At 65.8% G+C, this 18,302-nt stretch carries 14 protein-coding genes; 13 read left to right on the top strand and 1 reads right to left on the bottom strand.

All coding sequences use genetic code 11. From position 1 onward, the window contains the following. Positions 1–105 precede the first annotated feature (105 nt). From A5788_RS10410 to A5788_RS10375, 8 genes are all read left to right on the top strand, one after another. Complete coding sequence (locus A5788_RS10410) at positions 106–888, top strand: hypothetical protein (protein ID WP_064870039.1); 783 nt, start codon at positions 106–108, stop codon at positions 886–888. 151 nt (positions 889–1,039) lie between these two features. Continuing rightward, positions 1,040–1,465 carry an RDD family protein gene (locus A5788_RS10405; RefSeq protein WP_414651984.1) on the top strand — a complete coding sequence of 142 codons (426 nt, stop codon included), beginning with the start codon at positions 1,040–1,042 and terminating at the stop codon, positions 1,463–1,465. Between the two features lie 74 nt (positions 1,466–1,539). Next, positions 1,540–3,483, top strand: coding sequence for a carboxyl transferase domain-containing protein (locus A5788_RS10400; RefSeq protein ID WP_064870060.1), 1,944 nt, complete (start codon positions 1,540–1,542; stop codon positions 3,481–3,483). Between the two features lie 163 nt (positions 3,484–3,646). Then, positions 3,647–4,519: a MetQ/NlpA family ABC transporter substrate-binding protein gene (locus A5788_RS10395; RefSeq protein WP_064870037.1), complete on the top strand. Its 873-nt coding sequence runs from the start codon at positions 3,647–3,649 to the stop codon at positions 4,517–4,519. Further along, entirely contained in the window at positions 4,509–5,603 is a 1,095-nt protein-coding gene (locus A5788_RS10390; protein WP_156525493.1) for a methionine ABC transporter ATP-binding protein, read from the top strand. The genes A5788_RS10395 and A5788_RS10390 overlap by 11 nt, the downstream gene beginning before the upstream one ends. 17 nt (positions 5,604–5,620) lie before the next feature. Further along, the gene (locus A5788_RS10385) at positions 5,621–6,307 is read left to right on the top strand and encodes a methionine ABC transporter permease (RefSeq protein ID WP_082937990.1); all 687 of its coding nucleotides are present in this window, start codon (positions 5,621–5,623) and stop codon (positions 6,305–6,307) included. Positions 6,308–6,320: 13 nt separating this feature from the next. Beyond that, positions 6,321–6,941, top strand: coding sequence for a nitroreductase family protein (locus A5788_RS10380; protein WP_049697893.1), 621 nt, complete (start codon positions 6,321–6,323; stop codon positions 6,939–6,941). Positions 6,942–6,988: 47 nt separating this feature from the next. Then, entirely contained in the window at positions 6,989–7,636 is a 648-nt protein-coding gene (locus A5788_RS10375; RefSeq protein ID WP_064870036.1) for a TetR/AcrR family transcriptional regulator, read from the top strand. A gap of 208 nt (positions 7,637–7,844) precedes the next feature. Here the strand turns inward: A5788_RS10375 and A5788_RS10370 are convergent, their stop codons facing one another. Further along, the gene (locus A5788_RS10370) at positions 7,845–11,618 is read right to left on the bottom strand and encodes an indolepyruvate ferredoxin oxidoreductase family protein (RefSeq protein WP_064870035.1); all 3,774 of its coding nucleotides are present in this window, start codon (positions 11,616–11,618) and stop codon (positions 7,845–7,847) included. 399 nt (positions 11,619–12,017) lie between these two features. Here A5788_RS10370 and A5788_RS10365 point away from each other — a divergent pair, with 399 nt between their 5' ends. The 5 genes from A5788_RS10365 to A5788_RS10345 are packed head-to-tail and all read left to right on the top strand — an operon-like array spanning position 12,018 to position 18,285. Further along, positions 12,018–13,565, top strand: a complete 1,548-nt coding sequence (locus tag A5788_RS10365) for a carboxyl transferase domain-containing protein (RefSeq protein WP_064870057.1) — start codon at positions 12,018–12,020, stop codon at positions 13,563–13,565. 34 nt (positions 13,566–13,599) lie between these two features. Continuing rightward, positions 13,600–15,663, top strand: coding sequence for an acetyl/propionyl/methylcrotonyl-CoA carboxylase subunit alpha (locus A5788_RS10360; RefSeq protein ID WP_064870056.1), 2,064 nt, complete (start codon positions 13,600–13,602; stop codon positions 15,661–15,663). Next, positions 15,663–16,808, top strand: a complete 1,146-nt coding sequence (locus tag A5788_RS10355) for an acyl-CoA dehydrogenase family protein (RefSeq protein ID WP_064870034.1) — start codon at positions 15,663–15,665, stop codon at positions 16,806–16,808. The genes A5788_RS10360 and A5788_RS10355 overlap by 1 nt, the downstream gene beginning before the upstream one ends. Continuing rightward, complete coding sequence (locus A5788_RS10350) at positions 16,805–17,314, top strand: MaoC family dehydratase (protein WP_064870033.1); 510 nt, start codon at positions 16,805–16,807, stop codon at positions 17,312–17,314. Before A5788_RS10355 ends, A5788_RS10350 begins: the two co-directional genes overlap by 4 nt. 50 nt (positions 17,315–17,364) lie before the next feature. Then, a complete protein-coding gene (locus tag A5788_RS10345; protein ID WP_414651981.1) occupies positions 17,365–18,285 on the top strand; it encodes an HpcH/HpaI aldolase/citrate lyase family protein in 921 nt (306 codons plus the stop codon). The last annotated feature ends 17 nt before the right edge of the window (positions 18,286–18,302 follow it).

The following is an 18,302-nucleotide window of genomic DNA, read 5'->3' as shown; positions in this document are numbered from 1 at the left end:
CGGCGACGCACCCCGCGTCACCGGGGGTTCGTGTTATCTGGGTGCTTGTTGTCTGGGTGTCTTGTTGTCACGGTGTGTTGCTCGCCAGGGTGGGATAATGCACGGGTGACCAACGATGCCACGGCGACCGGAGGGGACCGAACCCCAGGGCTGGGTGTGCTGAGACTCCCGTTCCGCGCCGCGTCGGCGGTGTTCGACGCCGCTGAGCATGTCCCCGTGGCGGGTTCGGTTGTTCGTGATGTGCGACGGTCCGCGCACAACGTGGTCGATTCGGCGAGCGGATTGGCAACGGCGGGTGTGCAGACCGGCATGGGCGCGCTGATCCGCGAGATCGTCGACGTGTTCACGTCCGAGATCGACCTCACCGCGCTGGTGCTCGACAACGTCGACCTCGACAAGATCATTGCGTCGGTCGACATGAACGCGATCGTCGACCTTCTCGACCTCGACGCCATCGTCGCGCGCGTCGACCTCGATGCTGCGGTCGCGCGGGTGGACCTGGACGCGGCCGTCGCGCGGGTAGATCTCGACGCTGCGGTGGCGCGCGTGGATCTGGACGCTGCGGTGGCGCGCGTCGACATCGAGGCGGTCATCGCGACCGTCGACCTGGACGCGATCATCGACACCGTCGACCTCGACCGTGCGGTCTCGCATGTGGACGTCGACGCGGTGATCAATCGCGTCGACCTCATCGGACTCGCCGACGTCATCATCGACGGCGTCGACCTTCCCGGGATCATCCGCGAGGCGAGTACGTCGGTGACCGCGGACGTGATGACCGACGTACGCAGCACCAGCGAGCGTGCCGACGACGCCGTCGCCGACATGGTCGGCCGACTGTTGCGCCGACGAGTGGTTGCGGAGGTGGAGACCCGTGAGCGTGACTGAATCCCAGGCTGATTCGTCCGAGCCCGATTCGTCCCAGCCTGATTCTTCTGAGCCCGAGTCGCACAACGAGTCCGTCGGCAGCAACCCTTCCGACACCACCGCCGACGAGCACGCAGCCCGCGCCGAGGCCAGGAAGAGCAAGGCCCACGCGGTGCACGACACCTCGAAGACAGCGGGCATCGTGAGTCGCGGAGCGGGTGCAGTGATCGACCTGATCGTCGTGCTGGTCATCATGAGTGCCATCTACCTGGGCGTCGTGATGGCCCGACTGCTCTACAACGTCCACGACTTTTCGATGCCGAGCACCAACGGGTTCTTCACTGTCGGTGCGTTCATCGTCGTGTCGATCGTCTACCTGGCGACGTGTTGGGCGGTGTCGGGCCGCACGCTGGGTAGCGTCGTGATGGGTATTCGGGTGGTGAACCGCAAGGGTGATCGTCTGCGCCCGTCCGTAGCTGCGATTCGGGCTGCGATCTGTGTGCTCTTCGCCATCGGATTGCTGTGGGCCGGCGTCGATAGGAAACGACGATCCGTCGCCGACCTGGTGCTGCGGACGCGGGTCGTGTACTCGCGCTGAGGTTACTCACCCGGCGAGTTTCTTCACCCACCGAGGCGTGGTCGGCGACTAGCGTTGGTGAGGTGGTCGAGCGAATGACGGCAGAGGAACTGGTAGCCGCGCTCGTCGATGGTGGCACCTGGCAGTCCTGGGACGAGGCGCCCAGCTACGTTGCTCTCGACCTGGACTACGCCGCGGCGTTGGGGCGTGCACGCAAGCGAACCGGCGTCGATGAGTCGGTGATCACCGGTGTCGGAGAGATGTCCGGAGCTCCGATTGTGTTGGTTGTCAGTGAATTCGGATTCGTGGGCGGATCGATCGGGCGTGCGGCAGGCGAACGCGTGGTCGGCGCTGTTCGACGCGCGACACGCGAACGACTACCCGTGCTGGCTCTGCCCGCGTCCGGCGGCACCCGAATGCAGGAGGGCACGGCGGCGTTCCTCCAGATGGCGTCCATCGCCGAGGCGGTCGGAAGTCACCGACGGGCGGGGTTGCCGTACCTCGTGTATCTGCGTAACCCGACCACCGGCGGTGTATTCGCGTCGTGGGGTTCCATGGGACACATCACCTGGGCCGAACCCGGTGCACTCATCGGATTCCTGGGACCACGAGTCTACGAAGGCCTGCACCACAAGCCTTTTCCCGACGGCGTGCAGGTGTCGGAGAACTTGGCCGCCCACGGCATCGTCGATGCCATCGTGCCGGTGGACGAACTCGCCGGCCGGGTAGCCCGGGTCGTTGAACTCCTCGGCGAGCCGGTTGACCCGCCGGTGTCTCCTCCGGTCGACATTCCATCCCCGCCGGTCGACGCTCCTTCTCCGTCGGTCGGCGCTCCTTCTCCGCCGGTCGACGCTCCATCCCCGCCGGTCGGCGCTCCTCCTCCGCCGGTCGAGCCGCCACCGCCGCTGGTCGAGCTTGTCGAGACCTGGGATCGCGTGCTCGCGACGCGGGCCGCGGATCGTCGCGGTCTGCGCGCGCTGCTGCTCGCTTCCGATGCCGCCATGATTCACGACACCGGACCAATCGTCCTGGCGCTGAGCCGTTTCGGGCGAACGACGGCCGTGGTGATCGGGCAGGACAGAACCGTGCAGGCCGACGGTCGGCTGATCGGACCGGCGGATCTGCGGGTCGCGCGGCGGGGCCTGGCGTTGGCAACCGAACTGCGCCTGCCTGTCGTCACGGTGATCGATACACCAGGCGCCGACCTGTCCGTCGACGCCGAGGAGGGTGGCCTCGCGCGTGAGATCGCGCTCTGCCTGGCAGACCTCATCGCGGTGCCGCGGCCGACGGTGTCGGTGTTGCTCGGTGAGGGGGCGGGTGGAGCGGCGCTCGCGTTGTTCCCAGCGGATCGTCGACTTGCCGTGGACGACGCATGGCTGTCGCCGCTGCCGCCGGAGGGGGCGAGCGTGATCGTGCATCGCGATACAGCACACGCACCCGAACTCGCCGCGGCGCAGGGCATCGCGGCCACCGACCTCGCCGAACACGGTGAGATCGACGAGATCGTGCACTGGGGAGCGGACGGTCTCGGCGCGAGCATTGGGCGGGTGTTGGCGGGACTCGTGCCCGATCATGCACGGCGCGTGCGTCATTCGGCCGACCGGGGCGGGCGTCGGACACTCGCCGTCGGCGCGATCGTCCGCGACGTCGACGGGCGCTTTCTGCTTGTGCAACGACTTCGAGATCCCCAGGCAGGCCGGTGGACGGTGCCCGGCGGCAAGGTCGATCCGGTCGACGCTGTCGGCCCCGATGGAATCCGTGACGACGAAGGCACACTCGTCGCCGCGGTGATCCGCGAGATCGCCGAGGAGACCGGACTCGACATCGAGGTCGGCGCCAAGGCGTGGGTGGTCGACATACCCGACGGCAGGGGCGGGACCTTCGAGATCCACGATTTCGTCGCGGTCCCCGTCGGTGGCACGGTGCGCGCAGCCGACGACGCCGCTGACGCCGGATGGTTCACGGTCGACGAGATGCGGGCACTGCCACTCACCGACGGCTTGCTCGAGCACCTGACGGCGGGTGGGTTCGTCGAGTGAGCCAATTCGGTTCATCGTGAACACAATTCGACGTCGCGTCGAATCCGCAGGTCCGTACGTTGGGTGATGATCGTGACACCGACGTGTGGTCGGAAGCCCGGTTTGTGGGCATTAGCGTCTTTCAGAGTCAGATCAGTGTCGATTGTGATTCGCGGAGGTCGTCGTGCGCTCGAAAGTTCTCGCCGTCTTGTTGTTGCTCGTGTTCGGTGGGGCGGTACTGACGGCCTGTGGTGGCGACGACGACTCGTCGAAGGTCAAGATCGGCGTCGCCGACGCGTCCGAGGAATACTGGAATGTGTTCAAGCAGAAGGCTTCTGCGCAGGACATCGACGTCGAGCTGGTGAACTTCACCGACTACAACCAGCCCAATCCTGCGCTCGCAGAGGGCGAACTCGACCTCAACGAATTCCAGCACCTGCTCTACCTCGCCACCTACAACGCGAAGAACAAGCATAACCTGGTGCCGATCGGCGCGACGGCCGTCTACCCGTTGCCGCTGTACTCGACCAAGCACAAGTCGGTGTCGGAGATCCCGCAGGGTGGGCAGGTCGCGATCCCGAATGATCCGACCAACCAGGCGCGTGGACTGCTGGTCCTCGAGCAGGCGGGCCTGATCACCCTCACCAAGCCGGGCAATGCGTTTTCGACCCTCGCCGACATCGACCAGGGCAAGTCAAAGGTGAAGGTCATCGCCGTTGACGCCGGTCAGACTGCGGCCAACCTGGATTCGGTCGATGCCGCGATCGTCAACAACAACTACGCGACGTCGGCAAAGCTGACCAAGGACCAGATCATCGCGTCCGACGATCCCAACTCGCCCGGGGCCAAGCCGTACATCAACGCGTTCGTCGCCCGCAACGACGACAAGGACAACCCCACCTACGCGAAGCTGGTGAAGATCTACCACGACCCCGAGGTGATCGCCGCCGTCAAGCGTTCACTCGGCGACAGCGGTGTGATCAAGGACAATTCGGCTTCCGAGCTCCAACAGACGACGAAGGACCTGCAGGCGTCCGTCAACACCAATGGCTCCTGATGTCGACGCGGCGTCGGACCTCGGTTCACCCGCCGGGTCCGACACCGCGATTGACTTCGTCGGCGTCTCAAAGCGTTTCGACAAATCGGGACCGGCAGTTCTCGACGGAATCGATCTGAGTATCCGCTCGGGAGAGATCGTCGGGATCATCGGTCCGTCCGGTGCGGGAAAGTCGACGCTCGCCAGGCTCATCAACGGTCTCGAACGACCAACCGGTGGGCAGGTGTTCGTGCACGGTGCAGAACACAGCCGGGCGTCAGAGCGTGAGCTCAACCGGCTGCGTACCGACATCGGCATGATCTTTCAGCAGTTCAACCTGTTCAACTCGCGGACCGTCGCAGGAAACGTCGACTTTGCATTGAAGGTCGCTCATTTTCCGAAGGCCAAGCGGCGCAGTCGAATCGACGAGCTTCTCGACTTCGTGGGCATCGCCGACAAAGCCGATCAATGGCCGGCGGCGCTCTCGGGCGGACAGAAGCAGCGCGTCGGCATCGCGCGAGCACTCGCCACCTCACCGTCGATTCTCATCGCCGACGAGGCGACGAGCGCGCTCGATCCGCAGACGACGTCGGACACTCTGAAGTTGTTGCGCCGCATCAACTCCGATCTCGGTACGACGATCGTCGTGATCACCCACGAGATGGATGTCGTTCGTGACGTGTGCGAGTCGGTTGCTGTCCTCGACCACGGTCGGCTCGTCGATCACGGAGATGTGTACTCCGTCTTCGAGCGTCCCACGTCCGACGTCACACGGGGACTGCTCCGGCATGCCGTTGCGGGGGTTCCGGACGCCGACGCACTGGCGACGTTGCGCGCGCGGCACCCCGGACTGCTCGCGACAGTGTCGGTACGCGACGACGGTGCGGCTCGCGGTCACCAGGATGCCACGTTCGACCTACCCGCGGCCGTCGCGGAGCACGGTGCCCGATCGACGGTGATCGCGGGCGGCATCAGCGACATCGCGGGCAGGCCATTCGGCGCATTGACCTACGAGATCACCGGCGACGCAACGTCGGTCGACGCTGCGCGTGCGCAACTGGTGCGCATCGACGGCGTCGTCGTACACGAGGAGACACAGCAGTGACCGCCGCCCAGACGTTCGTGCTCGCCGACGGTGAGAGCTTCACGCGGGTCTTCGGGCCGGAGCTGCGGCCATTGTTGATCCAATCCATCTGGGAGACATTCGAACTCGTCGGCGTGACGCTGCTGATCGGGGGTTTGCTGGGGCTGGTCATCGGAGTGATCCTGTACGCGACGAGTCCCGGAAATCTCTGGTCCAACACGTGGATCTTCAACGGGTTCAACGTCGTTGTGAATATCGTCCGTCCGATCCCGTTCATCATTTTCATCACCGCGATCGCCCCGCTCACCAAAGCTGTGATGGGCACGCGCATCGGTACCGAGGCGGCGATCTTCCCGATGACGCTGATGGCGATGGTGGTCATCGGGCGCGTCGTCGAACAGAGTCTTGTGTCGGTTGACCCGGGCGTCGTCGAAGCGGCACGGGCGTCGGGTGCCAGTCGGCTGCGTACGTTGTTGACCGTCGTGGTTCCCGAGGGCTTCGCGCCGCTGGTCCTCGGATACACGTTCATCTTTGTCGCCATCGTCGACATGTCGGCGATGGCCGGGTACGTCGGCGGTGGCGGTCTCGGCGATTTCGCCTTCCAGTACGGCTATCAGCAGTTCGACTGGAAGCTGACCGTCGTGGTGATCGCCCTGCTGGTCATCCTGGTGCAAGCGGGCCAGTACTTTGGGAACTGGCTGGCACGCCGCGCACGGCACAGATGACCCGAGGAGCACGATGACCGACCTTCTGCCGCTGAACCCCGACGAGTTGTTGACGACGACCCGTTCGGTTCGCAAGCGCCTCGACCTGGAGCGACCTGTACCGATCGAGGTCGTCCGTGAAGCGCTCGAGGTTGCGATTCAGGCCCCGACGGGGTCGAACGCGCAGGGCTGGCATTGGATCGTCATCACCGACGCCGACCTCAAGCGCAAGGTGGCCGATTACTACGCCCGTTCGTTCGCCGACTACTCGGCGCAGCGCACATTGTCGACCGAGTCCGCCCGCCGAGTCGCCGCCAGCGCCCAGTACCTCGCCGACGTGATGGGCGAGGTGCCCGTGTTGATATTGGGTGCGATCAAGACGGGCGCTGACCTGCCGACGGGCAACCAGGCCGGGGTGTGGGGGTCGTTGCTTCCGGGGGCTTGGAATCTGATGCTCGCCCTGCGCGCACGCGGGTTGGGTTCGGCGTGGACCACGTTGCACCTCGTGTACGAGCAGGAAGTGGCCGACCTGCTCGGGATTCCCGACGGCGTGCACCAGGGAGTGCTGCTGCCGGTCGCCTACACGCAGGGCACCGACTTCACCCCGGCACAACGCAAGCCGCTCGACGACGTCCTACACATCAACGGTTGGTGAATTAACGGCGCGAGCACCGCCGTACCGGCGGTAGATTCGATGACACCATGACGCCAGCAGACCCCGTTGAGACCGCGACGCTCGCCGCGTCTGTCACGCCGCCGCTCACCAAGCGTGGCGAGGCGAAAGCCGCTCGACGTCGAGAAATGCTCGACGCCGCCGCCCGGCAAATGGCCGCACGGGGATTCGCGGGCGTACGCCTCGAGGACATCGGCGGCGCCGTCGGCGTGAGTGGTCCCGCGATGTATCGGCACTTCGCGTCGAAAACCGACCTGCTCGATCAGATGCTGCTCGACATCAGCCGCCGACTCCGCGACGGCGGTGCCGAGGTCGTCGACCGCGGCCTCGCGCCGGCGGAGACCCTCGAGGCGTTGATCCACTTCCACATCGACGTGCTTGTCACCAAGCCGGACCTGATCGTCGTGCAGGATCGCGACCTGCACAACCTGACACCCGAGGCCAACCACGAGGTGCGCTCGCTGCAGCGCCGATACGTCGAGCAGTGGGTCGACGTGCTGCTCGCGTTGATGACCGAACGCGGCGCGACCCTCGCGCGGCCGGAAGCCCGCGTCCGCGTGCACGCGATGTTCGGCCTGCTCAACTCCTCGCCGCGACTGCCCTCACTCGACAGCGCCCGCCTCCGCACCGTCCTGACCGCCATGGCCACCGCCGCGCTGGAGTGCGCGGGGGAGTGAGCGGGGGCGTCGGGCCGTCGGGGCGTGCAGAAACTAGGGGAAGGGTTCTTTTCTCGGGTTGTGTGCGTTTCCGTGGGTTGTTTCGCGGGGAACGGTCAGAGCCACGGGGAAGAGTTCGGCCTGCCCGGTGCGGGGTGGTCGGAGCGCTACGCAGAAAGTGGGGGAAGAACCCTTCCCCCACTTTCCGCGCACCCAGTCTGGACGGCCGTCAGATCCCGAGCTCGGCCCGGCGGCGTACGACCTCGGCGCGATACCGTGCGACGTTGTCCATCTTGATCTGCTCGTAGCCGCGGACCATGTCGGGCAGCGCCGCCAACTCGGCCAGCGCCGATAGACGTCCCGGATCGTGAGCGCCCGGATCGGTAGACCCTGAGCCGACGGCGCCGAGGATCGCGTCGACGAGTTCCCGATACTCGACGATGAGGTCGCGCTCGGTGCGTCGAATCTCGGTGTAGCCGAACGGATCGAGGCGCGTACCGCGCAACTTCTTCATCTTCGCGAGGCCGGCGAGCATCGGGGCCGTCCGCGCACCGAACGACATCTTCTCCTTGCGGCCCAGTGCGCGCAGCAGCGGAGGATGCAGTCGCACAGCGACTTTGGCGTCATCGCCGTACTCGCCGGTGTTCTGTGCGGCGAAGGTCGGATCGGCGGTGAGTCGCGCCACCTCGTACTCGTCCTTGTACGCCATGAGCTTGTACAGGTTGCGTGCCACCGCGTCGACGAGTTCGGGGCTGTCCGATTCGCGCGACACACGGTCGACGACGTCCAGATACTCAGCAGCATAACGCTTGTCGGCGTAGGCGACCAGTTCGTCGACGCGGATGCCGACGCTGTGGGCGAGATCGTCGTCGAGGTGTAGTCGTGCAACCTGCTCACGCGCATACGAACTCGGCTCCACCGCAACCGGTTCGACGCCGGTCAGCTCTCGCGACACGGCATCCGGATCCGCGATCACCTGACGACCACGCCGGAACGCCTGCAGGTTTGCCGACACCGCAACGCCGTTGAGCTCGACGGCGCGCTCGATCGACTCGGCCGAGATCGGTAGTGCTCCGGTCTGATATGCAGCGCCGACCATCAGCATGTTGGCGAACTGCTCGTCGTCGAACAACTCCGTCGCGAGCGCGCCCGCGTCGAGGTATGCGGCTCGTGCGACCCGCGCGTCGATCGAATCGTGGACGGCAGTGTCGGCGGGGAAGCCGACCGAGGTGTCGATGACCATGGCGCCGGTGGGAATCCGAGTCGTCGACACCACCGCGACGGTCCGATCCGGCGCGGTGACCTTCAGGTTCACCGGGTCGGTGCCGACGAGCGAATCGCACGCGAGGTACAGGTCGCACGTGTCGGCCGCAGCCTTGGCGGCCTGCTCGACGGGGCGGGGGAGGTGGTCTCGACAAGCTCGACCAGCGGAGTCAGTTCGACCAGCGGGATTAGCTCGACCAGCGGTGGGGTGGTCTCGACAAGCTCGACCATCGGTCGAATCAGCTCGACCATCGTTCGGGGTTCGACCAGCGGAACCAGCGACGTCAGCGGAGTGCAGCGCCGAGACCTTGATGTCGCTGACGACGGCGCCGCCCTTTTGGGCCAGGCCGGTCATGTCGACGGTGCGGGCCGCGTGGCCGTCCAAAAACGCTGCGGTGGCGAGGATCTGGGAAACGGTGACGACGCCGGTCCCGCCGATGCCCGTGATGCGCATCGTGAAGTCGGTGTCGGCGGTGACGGGTCGAGCGGTTGGGGGCGTGGGGACGGTGGCGGCGTCGATTTCGGTTGCACGCCGGGTCGCGGGTGTGTGGCCCGGCGTGACGGTGACGAACGACGGACAATCGCCCTTCAGGCACGAGAAGTCGAGGTTGCACGAGCTCTGGTCGATACGTGTCTTGCGGCCGAACTCGGTCGAGACCGGGTGCACCGAAAGGCAATTGGACTTCTCACCGCAGTCGCCGCAGCCCTCGCAGATGCGTTCATTGATCACGACGCGCTGTGTGGGAGTTGGCATCTGGCCGCGCTTGCGCTTGCGGCGCTTCTCCGCGGCACAGTGCTGATCGTGGATGAGGACCGTGACCCCGGGGATCTCGGCGAGTTCACGCTGTACCTCGGCGAGGTCGCCGCGATCGCGCACGACGACGCCGTCGGCGAGGTCGGCGGAACGTGTGCGCGACGGGTCATCGGAGGTGACGACGATGCGCGAGACCCCTTCCGCGGCAAGCAGACGCGTCAATTGAGCGAGACTGAACTCGCCGACGGGGTCTTGTCCGCCGGTCATCGCGACGGTGCCGTTGTAGAGCAGCTTGTAGGTGATGTTCTCGCCCGAGGCTACCGCAGCGCGGAGGGCGAGAGATCCCGAATGCGTGAACGTGCCGTCGCCGATGTTCTGCACGAAGTGGTCCGCGGGTACGAACGGTGCCATCCCGAGCCACTGCGCGCCCTCGCCGCCCATCTGGGTGACCCCGGCGATGTCACCGACCTGATCCGGATCCATCAGCAACACCATTGCGTGACAGCCGATTCCGCCGCCCACGAGCGTGCCGGGGCTCACCTTGGTCGAGCTGTTGTGCGGACATCCCGAACAGAAATACGGCGTGCGCACCGCGAGGGGAAGGTCGATCCGGGTACTCGACCGGCGCGCGTTGTGCTCGTCGAGCCATGCCTGCGCGGCGTCGAGGTGATGGTGTCGTGCCAGGCGTGTTGCCAGGCCGAGAGTGACTGCGTCGACGTCGAGTTCGCCGAAACGCGAGAACAACGTCGAACCGTCCTCGTGGACCTTTCCGACGATGCGCGGGGCGCGCGGATGGCGATACAGCATGTCGCGCATCATGGTTTCGATGAAGTCGCGCTTCTCCTCGACGACGATCACCTCGTCGAGTCGACCGGCGGCGGTGTCGGTGATGAAGCGTTCGAGGATCTCGCGGTCGAGCGGGTACACCATGCCGAGTTTGAGGATGCGAATACCGGCCCGCTGCAGATCGGCGTCGTCGAGTCCCATGAGCCGCAAGGCATTCCGTAGGTCGAGGTAGGTCTTTCCCGCGGCAACCAGACCGATCCTGTCGTCGCCACTGCGTACCGCGATCCGGTTGATGCCGTTGTGTCGTGCATATGCCAGCGCGCGGGGGATGCGAGTCGTCAACTGATTCTGTTCGAGTTCCATGAGATTGGCGCCGAGCAGCTTGCCGCTGGGCACGTGCGGGCTGCGCCCCAGATCGCCGTAGACCGGCACCACTCGATCGGGATGCACCACCGCCGTCGACGACCCGTCTGCCACGTGTGCGGAGATCTTGAGCGAGGTCCACAGGCCGCTGACCCGGCTCATCACTGCGGCATGCACGCCGAGGTCGAGGATGTCCTGGGAATCGGCCGGGTAGAGCGTCGGAATGTAGAGGTCGGCGAGCGCCATCTCCGACGTGCAGGGGACGGTCGAGCTCTTGGCTGCGGGATCGTCGCCGACGAGCGCCACGGCACCGCCGTCGGGATGCGTGCCGATCAGGTTGGCGTGCCGTATGGCGTCGGATGCGCGGTCGAGACCGGGTGCCTTGCCGTACCAGTAGCCGACGACTCCGTTGCGTTGCTGCCCGTCGTCGTCGGCCACGAGCGGGCCGAGTGTCGGGGCGAGTTGCGAACCCATGACCGACGTCGCGGCGAGTTCTTCGTTGAGACCTGGGCGGTGCACGACGTCGAAGGGTGCGAGGAGCGACTGGCGTCGCATGAGTTCGAGGTCGAAGCCTGCGAGCGGCGAGCCCTCGTAGCCGGAGATGAACGACGCCGTGCGCAGATTCTGTCTCCGGTCGACGCGGGCGCGGTCGGCGATCATCCGGACGAGCGCTGTGATGCCGCCGAGGAAGATCGGACCTTCTTCGCGGGTGTATCGGTCGTCGAGTGTGAAGTCGGCGGGGCGTGTCGTCGCACGCGCTCCTGCCTGCGTCGATGCTGAATTCTTCGCGGTTGCGTCGCGCCGGAATGGGTCGGCTCGATCATCTGCGAGGGTCACGGGTTCACCTGGCCTTCGTGGTGTGTCGGCGTCGGCACGGGGTACGGCCGACGACGTGTGGGCTGGGTCCGGGGGTGGTGGACCTCATCACCCACACTACGAAATTGCGTGACGCCCGTCACGTCAGGGACAACAATGACAAGTAGATGACAGCCGCGCCGCGATCCGCTAGAGTCGCTTTCAGTTAATTGCAGCTAACTGAAAGCGCGTGGCTGCACGCATTCCAGCCAAGCGAAAGGTCTGCCTGTGACGAGGGTGGTCTCGACAAGCTCGACCAGCGGTGACGGCTCGACCAGCGATGACGGCTCGACCAGGGTGGTCTCGACAAGCTCGACCAGCGATGGGGACTCGACCGGCGGGAAGGGCTCGACCGGCGGGAAGGGCTCGACGGCCCGGGAGGTGCATGAGGCCAACGTCGCGACGCTGAGGGAGCGCCTTGCGCGGGTCGCGGTCGGCGGCGGCGAGCGCGCTCGGGAACGGCACATCTCGCGCGGCAAGCTGCTCCCTCGCGATCGCGTCGACGGCTTGCTCGACGTCGGGTCGCCGTTCCTCGAGGTCGGATCGCTTGCGGCGTTCGGGATGTACGACGACAAGGCGCCGTCGGCCGGTGTGATCGCCGGCGTCGGACGGGTGGCGGGGCGCGAGTGCATGATCGTCGCCAACGACGCCACGGTGTCGGGTGGCACCTACTACCCGATGACGGTCAAGAAGCATCTGCGCGCGCAGGAGATCGCCGCCGCCAACCTGCTGCCCTGCATCTACCTCGTCGATTCCGGTGGCGCGATGCTCCTCGCGCAGGACGAGGTCTTCCCCGACCGCGAACACTTCGGACGCATCTTCTACAACCAGGCGACGATGAGCGCGGCAGGTATCCCGCAGATCGCCGCGGTGCTGGGATCGTCGACGGCAGGCGGCGCCTATGTGCCGGCGATGAGCGACGAGACCGTCATCGTCCGCAATCAGGGCACCATCTTCCTCGCGGGACCCCCGCTGGTGAAGGCCGCGACCGGCGAGGACGTCAGCGCAGAGGACCTCGGCGGTGGCGCCATGCACTCGTCGGTCTCCGGGGTCACCGACCACCTCGTCGACAACGACCAGCAGGCGCTGGCCAAGGTCCGCGAGATCATCGCGACCCTCGGGCCGCGCGAGCAACCGCAGTGGGACACGATCGCCCCGCGTGAACCCGCGCGCAGCCAGACCGACATCTACGACGTCGTGCCCACCGACGCGCGTACCCCGTACGACGTTCGACAGGTCATCGAGATCATCAGCGATGCAGGCGAATTCACCGAGTTCAAGGCGAACTACGGCACGACGCTGGTCACGGCGTTCGCGCACGTGCACGGTCATCCCGTCGGCTTCGTCGCCAACAATGGTGTGCTGTTCAGCGAATCGGCGCTCAAGGGAGCGCACTTCATCGAACTGTGCGACCAGCGTCGAATTCCGTTGGTGTTCCTACAGAACATCACCGGATTCATGGTCGGGCGTGCCTATGAGGAAGGCGGTATCGCCAAAAACGGCGCCAAGATGGTCAATGCCGTTGCGTGCGCACGCGTTCCGAAGTTCACCGTGATGATCGGTGGCTCGTTCGGGGCGGGCAACTACTCGATGTGTGGCCGCGCCTACTCGCCGCGGTTCCTGTGGTCGTGGCCCAACGCGCGCATCTCCGTGATGGGCGGACCACAGGCCGCTGACACCCTTGCGACGGTGCGCCGCAACCAGGTCGAACGATCCGGCAAGGAGTGGTCGGCCGACGACGAGGAGGCGTTCAAGACGCCGATCCGCGAGCAGTTCGACGAACAGTCCGACGCGTACTACTCGACGGCGCGCCTGTGGGACGACGGCATCGTCGATCCGGCACACACCCGCACGTTGCTCGGGCTCGCGCTCGAAACCGCCCGTTACGCACCGCTGGCCGATCAGCGCTACGGCGTCTTCCGGATGTGACCGACCGATGCGACACGAGATGGATGAGAACGTCATGACGACACCGACAGCCCGCCCGATCCGCAGCGTGCTCGTGGCCAACCGAGGCGAGATCGCGTGCCGCGTCATCGAGACATTGCGCCGCATGGGGATTCGGAGCATCGCCGTCTACTCCGACGCCGATGCCGACGCTCTGCATGTGCGGATGGCCGACGTGGCAGTACGACTCGGGCCTGCGTCCGCCGCACGCAGCTACCTCGACATCGACGCGGTGGTGCGCGCGGCGCAGCAGACCGGCGCCGATGCGGTGCACCCCGGATACGGATTCCTTTCGGAGAACCAGAAGTTCGCGGCAGCGCTCGACGCCGCGGGGATTGCGTTCATCGGGCCTCCGGCGGATGCGATCGCGACGATGGGCGACAAGATCACCGCGCGCGCCGCCGTCGTCGAACGCGACGTTCCGGTGGTGCCCGGTCTGTCACGGCCGGGGCTGACCGACGAGGATCTGATCGCCGCAGCCCCCGAGATCGGATTCCCGGTCCTGATCAAGCCCAGCGCCGGCGGCGGTGGCAAGGGCATGCACCGCGTCGAGAACGCCGACGAACTCCCGGCGGCGCTGCAACGTGCACGACGAGAGGCCGGATCGGCGTTCGGCGACGACTCGTTGTTCCTCGAGCACTTCGTCGACACCCCACGCCACATCGAGGTGCAGGTCCTTGCCGACAAGTACGGCAACGTGATTCATCTCGGCGAGCGCGAGTGCTCGCTGCAGCGTCGACACCAGAAGGTCATCGAGGAGGCACCCTCGGCGCTTCTCGACGAAGCGACGCGCGCACGTATCGGCGAGGCCGCCTGCGACGCGGCGCGCAGTGTCGGCTACACCGGAGCGGGCACCGTCGAATTCATCGTCTCCGCCAAGCGACCCGACCAGTTCTTCTTCATGGAGATGAACACACGGCTGCAGGTCGAGCATCCTGTCACCGAGCTCGTCACCGGAGTCGACCTCGTCGAGCAGCAGATCCGGGTTGCGCGCGGTGAGAAGCTCGCGCTCACCCAGTCCGACATCGTCTTGTCGGGGCACGCGATCGAGGCGCGGGTGTATGCCGAAGATCCGGCGCGGGGATTCCTGCCGACCGGCGGCACGATCGTGGCGCTCGAAGAGCCGGCCGTGCCGGGTGAGACGTCCGAATACAGCGGCATCCGTGTCGATTCCGCGATGTTCGAGGGCATGGTAGTCGGGAGCGATTACGACCCTATGCTGGCCAAGGTCATCGCATACGGCAGCGACCGCGACGAGGCGATCGAGCGTCTCGACCAGGCTCTCGCGCACACCAGAGTGCTCGGTGTGGTCACCAACATCGACTTCTGCCGCTTCGTGCTGGCGCAGGACCGCGTCCGCGACGCCGAGCTCGACACCGAACTGCTCGACAGGCTCGTCGTCGACTACGCTGCGCCGCAACCGGTTCCGGAAGCGCTGGTGCTCCTGGGTGCTGCCCGCACCGGGTTTCGGCAACCCGGCGACGTCTGGAATACCGAAGTCGGCTGGCGCATCGGTGCACCTGCACCGGTGGTGACCCGCATCGTCGACGGCGACAACAAGCACTGGACGGTCTCGTTCCGTGTCGACGCCGCCACCGACGACACTCTGCGCGGACGCGCGTCGGTCTCCGGCGACGACGTCGACTCCTGGGAAGCCGACGTCGAATACCGTCGAATCGACCAGGGCGGCAACGGTGATCACGTCGACCGCTTGATCGTCGACGGTGTCAGTCAGTCGTGGTCGCACGCGGAGATCGACGGCTCGTGGTGGGTGTCGGGACCAACGGGGTCGTGGACTCTCGAACTCGCCCGACCGATTCTCGACGAGGCCGCAGATGAGAAGGCCGGAGAGATCACCTCGCCCATGCCGGGGACCATCGTTGCCGTGTCGGTCGTCGACGGTGACGATGTCGAGGCAGGGGTACCCGTGCTCGTCGTCGAGGCGATGAAGATGGAGCACACGCTGACAGCCCCGATCACGGGCGTGGTCGCGCTCGCGGCGAAGGTCGGCGACAAGGTCGCGGCGGGCCAAACACTTGCACACGTAACGGATGAGAACTCGATGGAGCAGGCCAACTGATGGAACTGACACAGGACTACACCGACCTGATCGACACCGTGCGCGACTTCGCGCAGTCGGTGGTTGCGCCGGTCGCGGCGAAACACGATGCGGAACACAGCTTTCCGTACGAGGTCGTCTCGCAGATGGGGAAGATGGGACTCTTCGGACTCCCGTTCTCCGAAGAGTACGGCGGCATGGGTGGCGACTACTTCGCGCTGTCGCTCGCGCTCGAGGAACTCGGCAAGGTCGACCAGTCGGTGGCGATCACGCTCGAGGCGGGCGTGTCGCTCGGGGCGATGCCCATCTACAAGTTCGGCACCGAGGAGCAGAAGCAGCGCTACCTGCCCGACCTGACATCTGGTGTCGCACTGGCCGGATTCGGCCTCACCGAGCCGGGGGCCGGCTCCGATGCCGGGGCAACCGCCACAACTGCGCGCGACGACGGCGACAGCTGGATCATCAACGGCGCGAAGCAGTTCATCACCAACTCGGGAACCGACATCACGTCGCTGGTGACGGTGACCGCGGTGACCGGTGTCAAAGACAATGGGCGCAAGGAGATCTCGACAATCATCGTGCCGTCGGACACGGTCGGGTTCACCGCGGAGCCGTCGTACAACAAGGTCGGCTGGAATGCGTCCGACACCCATCCGCTGACCTTCACCGATGCGCGGGTGCCGACCGAGAATCTGCTGGGGGAGCGTGGCCGCGGTTACGCGAACTTCCTGTCCATCCTCGACGAGGGACGTATCGCCATCGCGGCACTCGCTACGGGCGTGGCGCAGGGGTGCGTCGACGAGAGCGTGAAGTACGCCAAGGAGCGGCAGTCCTTCGGTCAGCCCATCGGCAACTACCAATCGGTGTCGTTCGCTATCGCCCGCATGGAGGCGCGAGCGCACGTCGCCCGCACCGCGTACTACGACGCGGCGGCGAAGATGTTGGCGGGCAAGCCCTTCAAGAAGGAGGCGTCGATCGCCAAAATGATCGCCAGTGAAGCCGCGATGGACAACGCGCGGATGGCCACACAGATCCACGGCGGCTACGGGTTCATGAACGAGTACCTGGTGGCACGCCACTACCGGGACTCGAAGATCCTCGAGATCGGGGAGGGCACCACCGAGGTGCAACTCATGCTCATCGCACGAGAGCTGGGGTTCTCATGAGTGATGGAGCCCAATCGCCCACATCGACGGCTCGCAGGGTGATACAACGCGGATTGTGGTTCGAGGAGTTCGTCGAGGGCACGGTGTACGAGCACCGGCCGGGACGGACCGTGACCGAGGCCGACAACTTGCTGTTCACCACGCTCACCATGAACACCCAGGCACTGCATCTCGACGCCGCGTGGTCGGCGCAGCAACCCGGCTTCGGTGGTCAGCGACTCATCAATTCGATGTTCACGCTGTCGACGATCGTCGGATTGTCGGTGTCGCAACTGACCCAGGGGACGCTCGTCGCGAACCTCGGTTTCAGCGAGGTCTCCTTTCCCGCACCGTTGTTCGCGGGCGACACGCTGTACGCGGAGACGGAGTGCACCGGCATCCGCGAGTCCCGGTCGCGGCCCGGCGAAGGGGTTGTCAATCTGCTCCACGTCGGTCGCAATCAGGACGGGGTGGTTGTCGCCCGAGCCGCGAGGGCCACACTGGTACGGAAGCGACCCGACGACTGACACCGCCGGAGACAACTCCGGCGACGTCTGAACGAACAGGAGTGAGAATCGTGACCACCGGCCCGATCGTGCCGCCCAATCAGTTCGGTATTTCCAGCCAGATCGGCAATGAACCGCAGATGTTGGTCAACGCCTGGCTGCCCTCGGGGCCGGCGATGCTGTTCTGTCCGGCAGACCGTCCCGATCGCTACCAGAAGGCGCTCGAGCGAGCCGACGTCGTCATCCTCGACCTCGAGGACGCCGTCGCACCGGAGAATCGCGTGGCAGCGCGGGAAGCGTTGGTCGCCAACCCGATCGACCCCGATCGAACCGTCGTGCGTATCAACCCGGCAGGTACCGGCGACTATCGGCGTGATCTCGCAGCCTTGAGTGACACCAACTATCGGGTGGTCATGCAGGCGAAGGCCGAAACCGCGACGTCGATCATCGAGACGGCGTTCCAGACGATCGCACTCATCGAGACACCACTCGGGGTTGTCAACGTCAATGAGATCGCTCAAGCCGTCAACTGCATCGGATTGATGTGGGGTGCAGAGGATCTCGTTGCCGGTCTCGGCGGCAAGTCGAGCAGATTCGGTCAGGGCGAGCGAGGAGCGGGTACCTATCGTGACGTTGCCCGCTACGCGCGCGCGATGGTGCGGATCTCCTCGGCGGCCGCCGGGATCTTTGCCGTCGACTCGGTGCACATCGACATTCCCGACACCGACGGCCTTGTTGCAGAGGTCCGCGACGCCGTCGCACTCGGATACGCCGCGACAGCATGTATCCACCCCTCGCAGGTGGAGATCATCCGCGCTGGGTACAGCCCGGATGCCGACGAGATCGACTGGGCCAAGCAGGTTCTCGAGAAGTCGGAGGAGTATCACGGTGGCGTCTTCAGCCTCGACGGGCAGATGATCGACGGCCCCGTGCTTCGTCAGGCCGAGGCTGTGCTGGCGCGTGCCGCCGCAGCCGAGAACCTCGACACCTAAATGACCGCATGATCAGG

The sequence above is a fragment of the Gordonia sp. 852002-50816_SCH5313054-c genome (assembly GCF_001665925.1).
Lineage (GTDB): Bacteria > Actinomycetota > Actinomycetes > Mycobacteriales > Mycobacteriaceae > Gordonia > Gordonia jacobaea.
Note: the sequence above shows the minus strand (reverse complement) of the source record. Positions and strands in the feature narration are given on the sequence as shown.

What these genes read in the sequence shown, in the direction of transcription:
- A5788_RS10355 (WP_064870034.1), top strand. Translation starts at nt 15,663, where the DNA reads ATGGAACTGACACAGGACTACACCGACCTGATCGACACCGTGCGCGAC.
- A5788_RS10390 (WP_156525493.1), top strand. Translation starts at nt 4,509, where the DNA reads ATGGCTCCTGATGTCGACGCGGCGTCGGACCTCGGTTCACCCGCCGGG.
- A5788_RS10360 (WP_064870056.1), top strand. Translation starts at nt 13,600, where the DNA reads ATGACGACACCGACAGCCCGCCCGATCCGCAGCGTGCTCGTGGCCAAC.
- A5788_RS10380 (WP_049697893.1), top strand. Translation starts at nt 6,321, where the DNA reads ATGACCGACCTTCTGCCGCTGAACCCCGACGAGTTGTTGACGACGACC.
- A5788_RS10375 (WP_064870036.1), top strand. Translation starts at nt 6,989, where the DNA reads ATGACGCCAGCAGACCCCGTTGAGACCGCGACGCTCGCCGCGTCTGTC.
- A5788_RS10400 (WP_064870060.1), top strand. Translation starts at nt 1,540, where the DNA reads ATGACGGCAGAGGAACTGGTAGCCGCGCTCGTCGATGGTGGCACCTGG.
- A5788_RS10350 (WP_064870033.1), top strand. Translation starts at nt 16,805, where the DNA reads ATGAGTGATGGAGCCCAATCGCCCACATCGACGGCTCGCAGGGTGATA.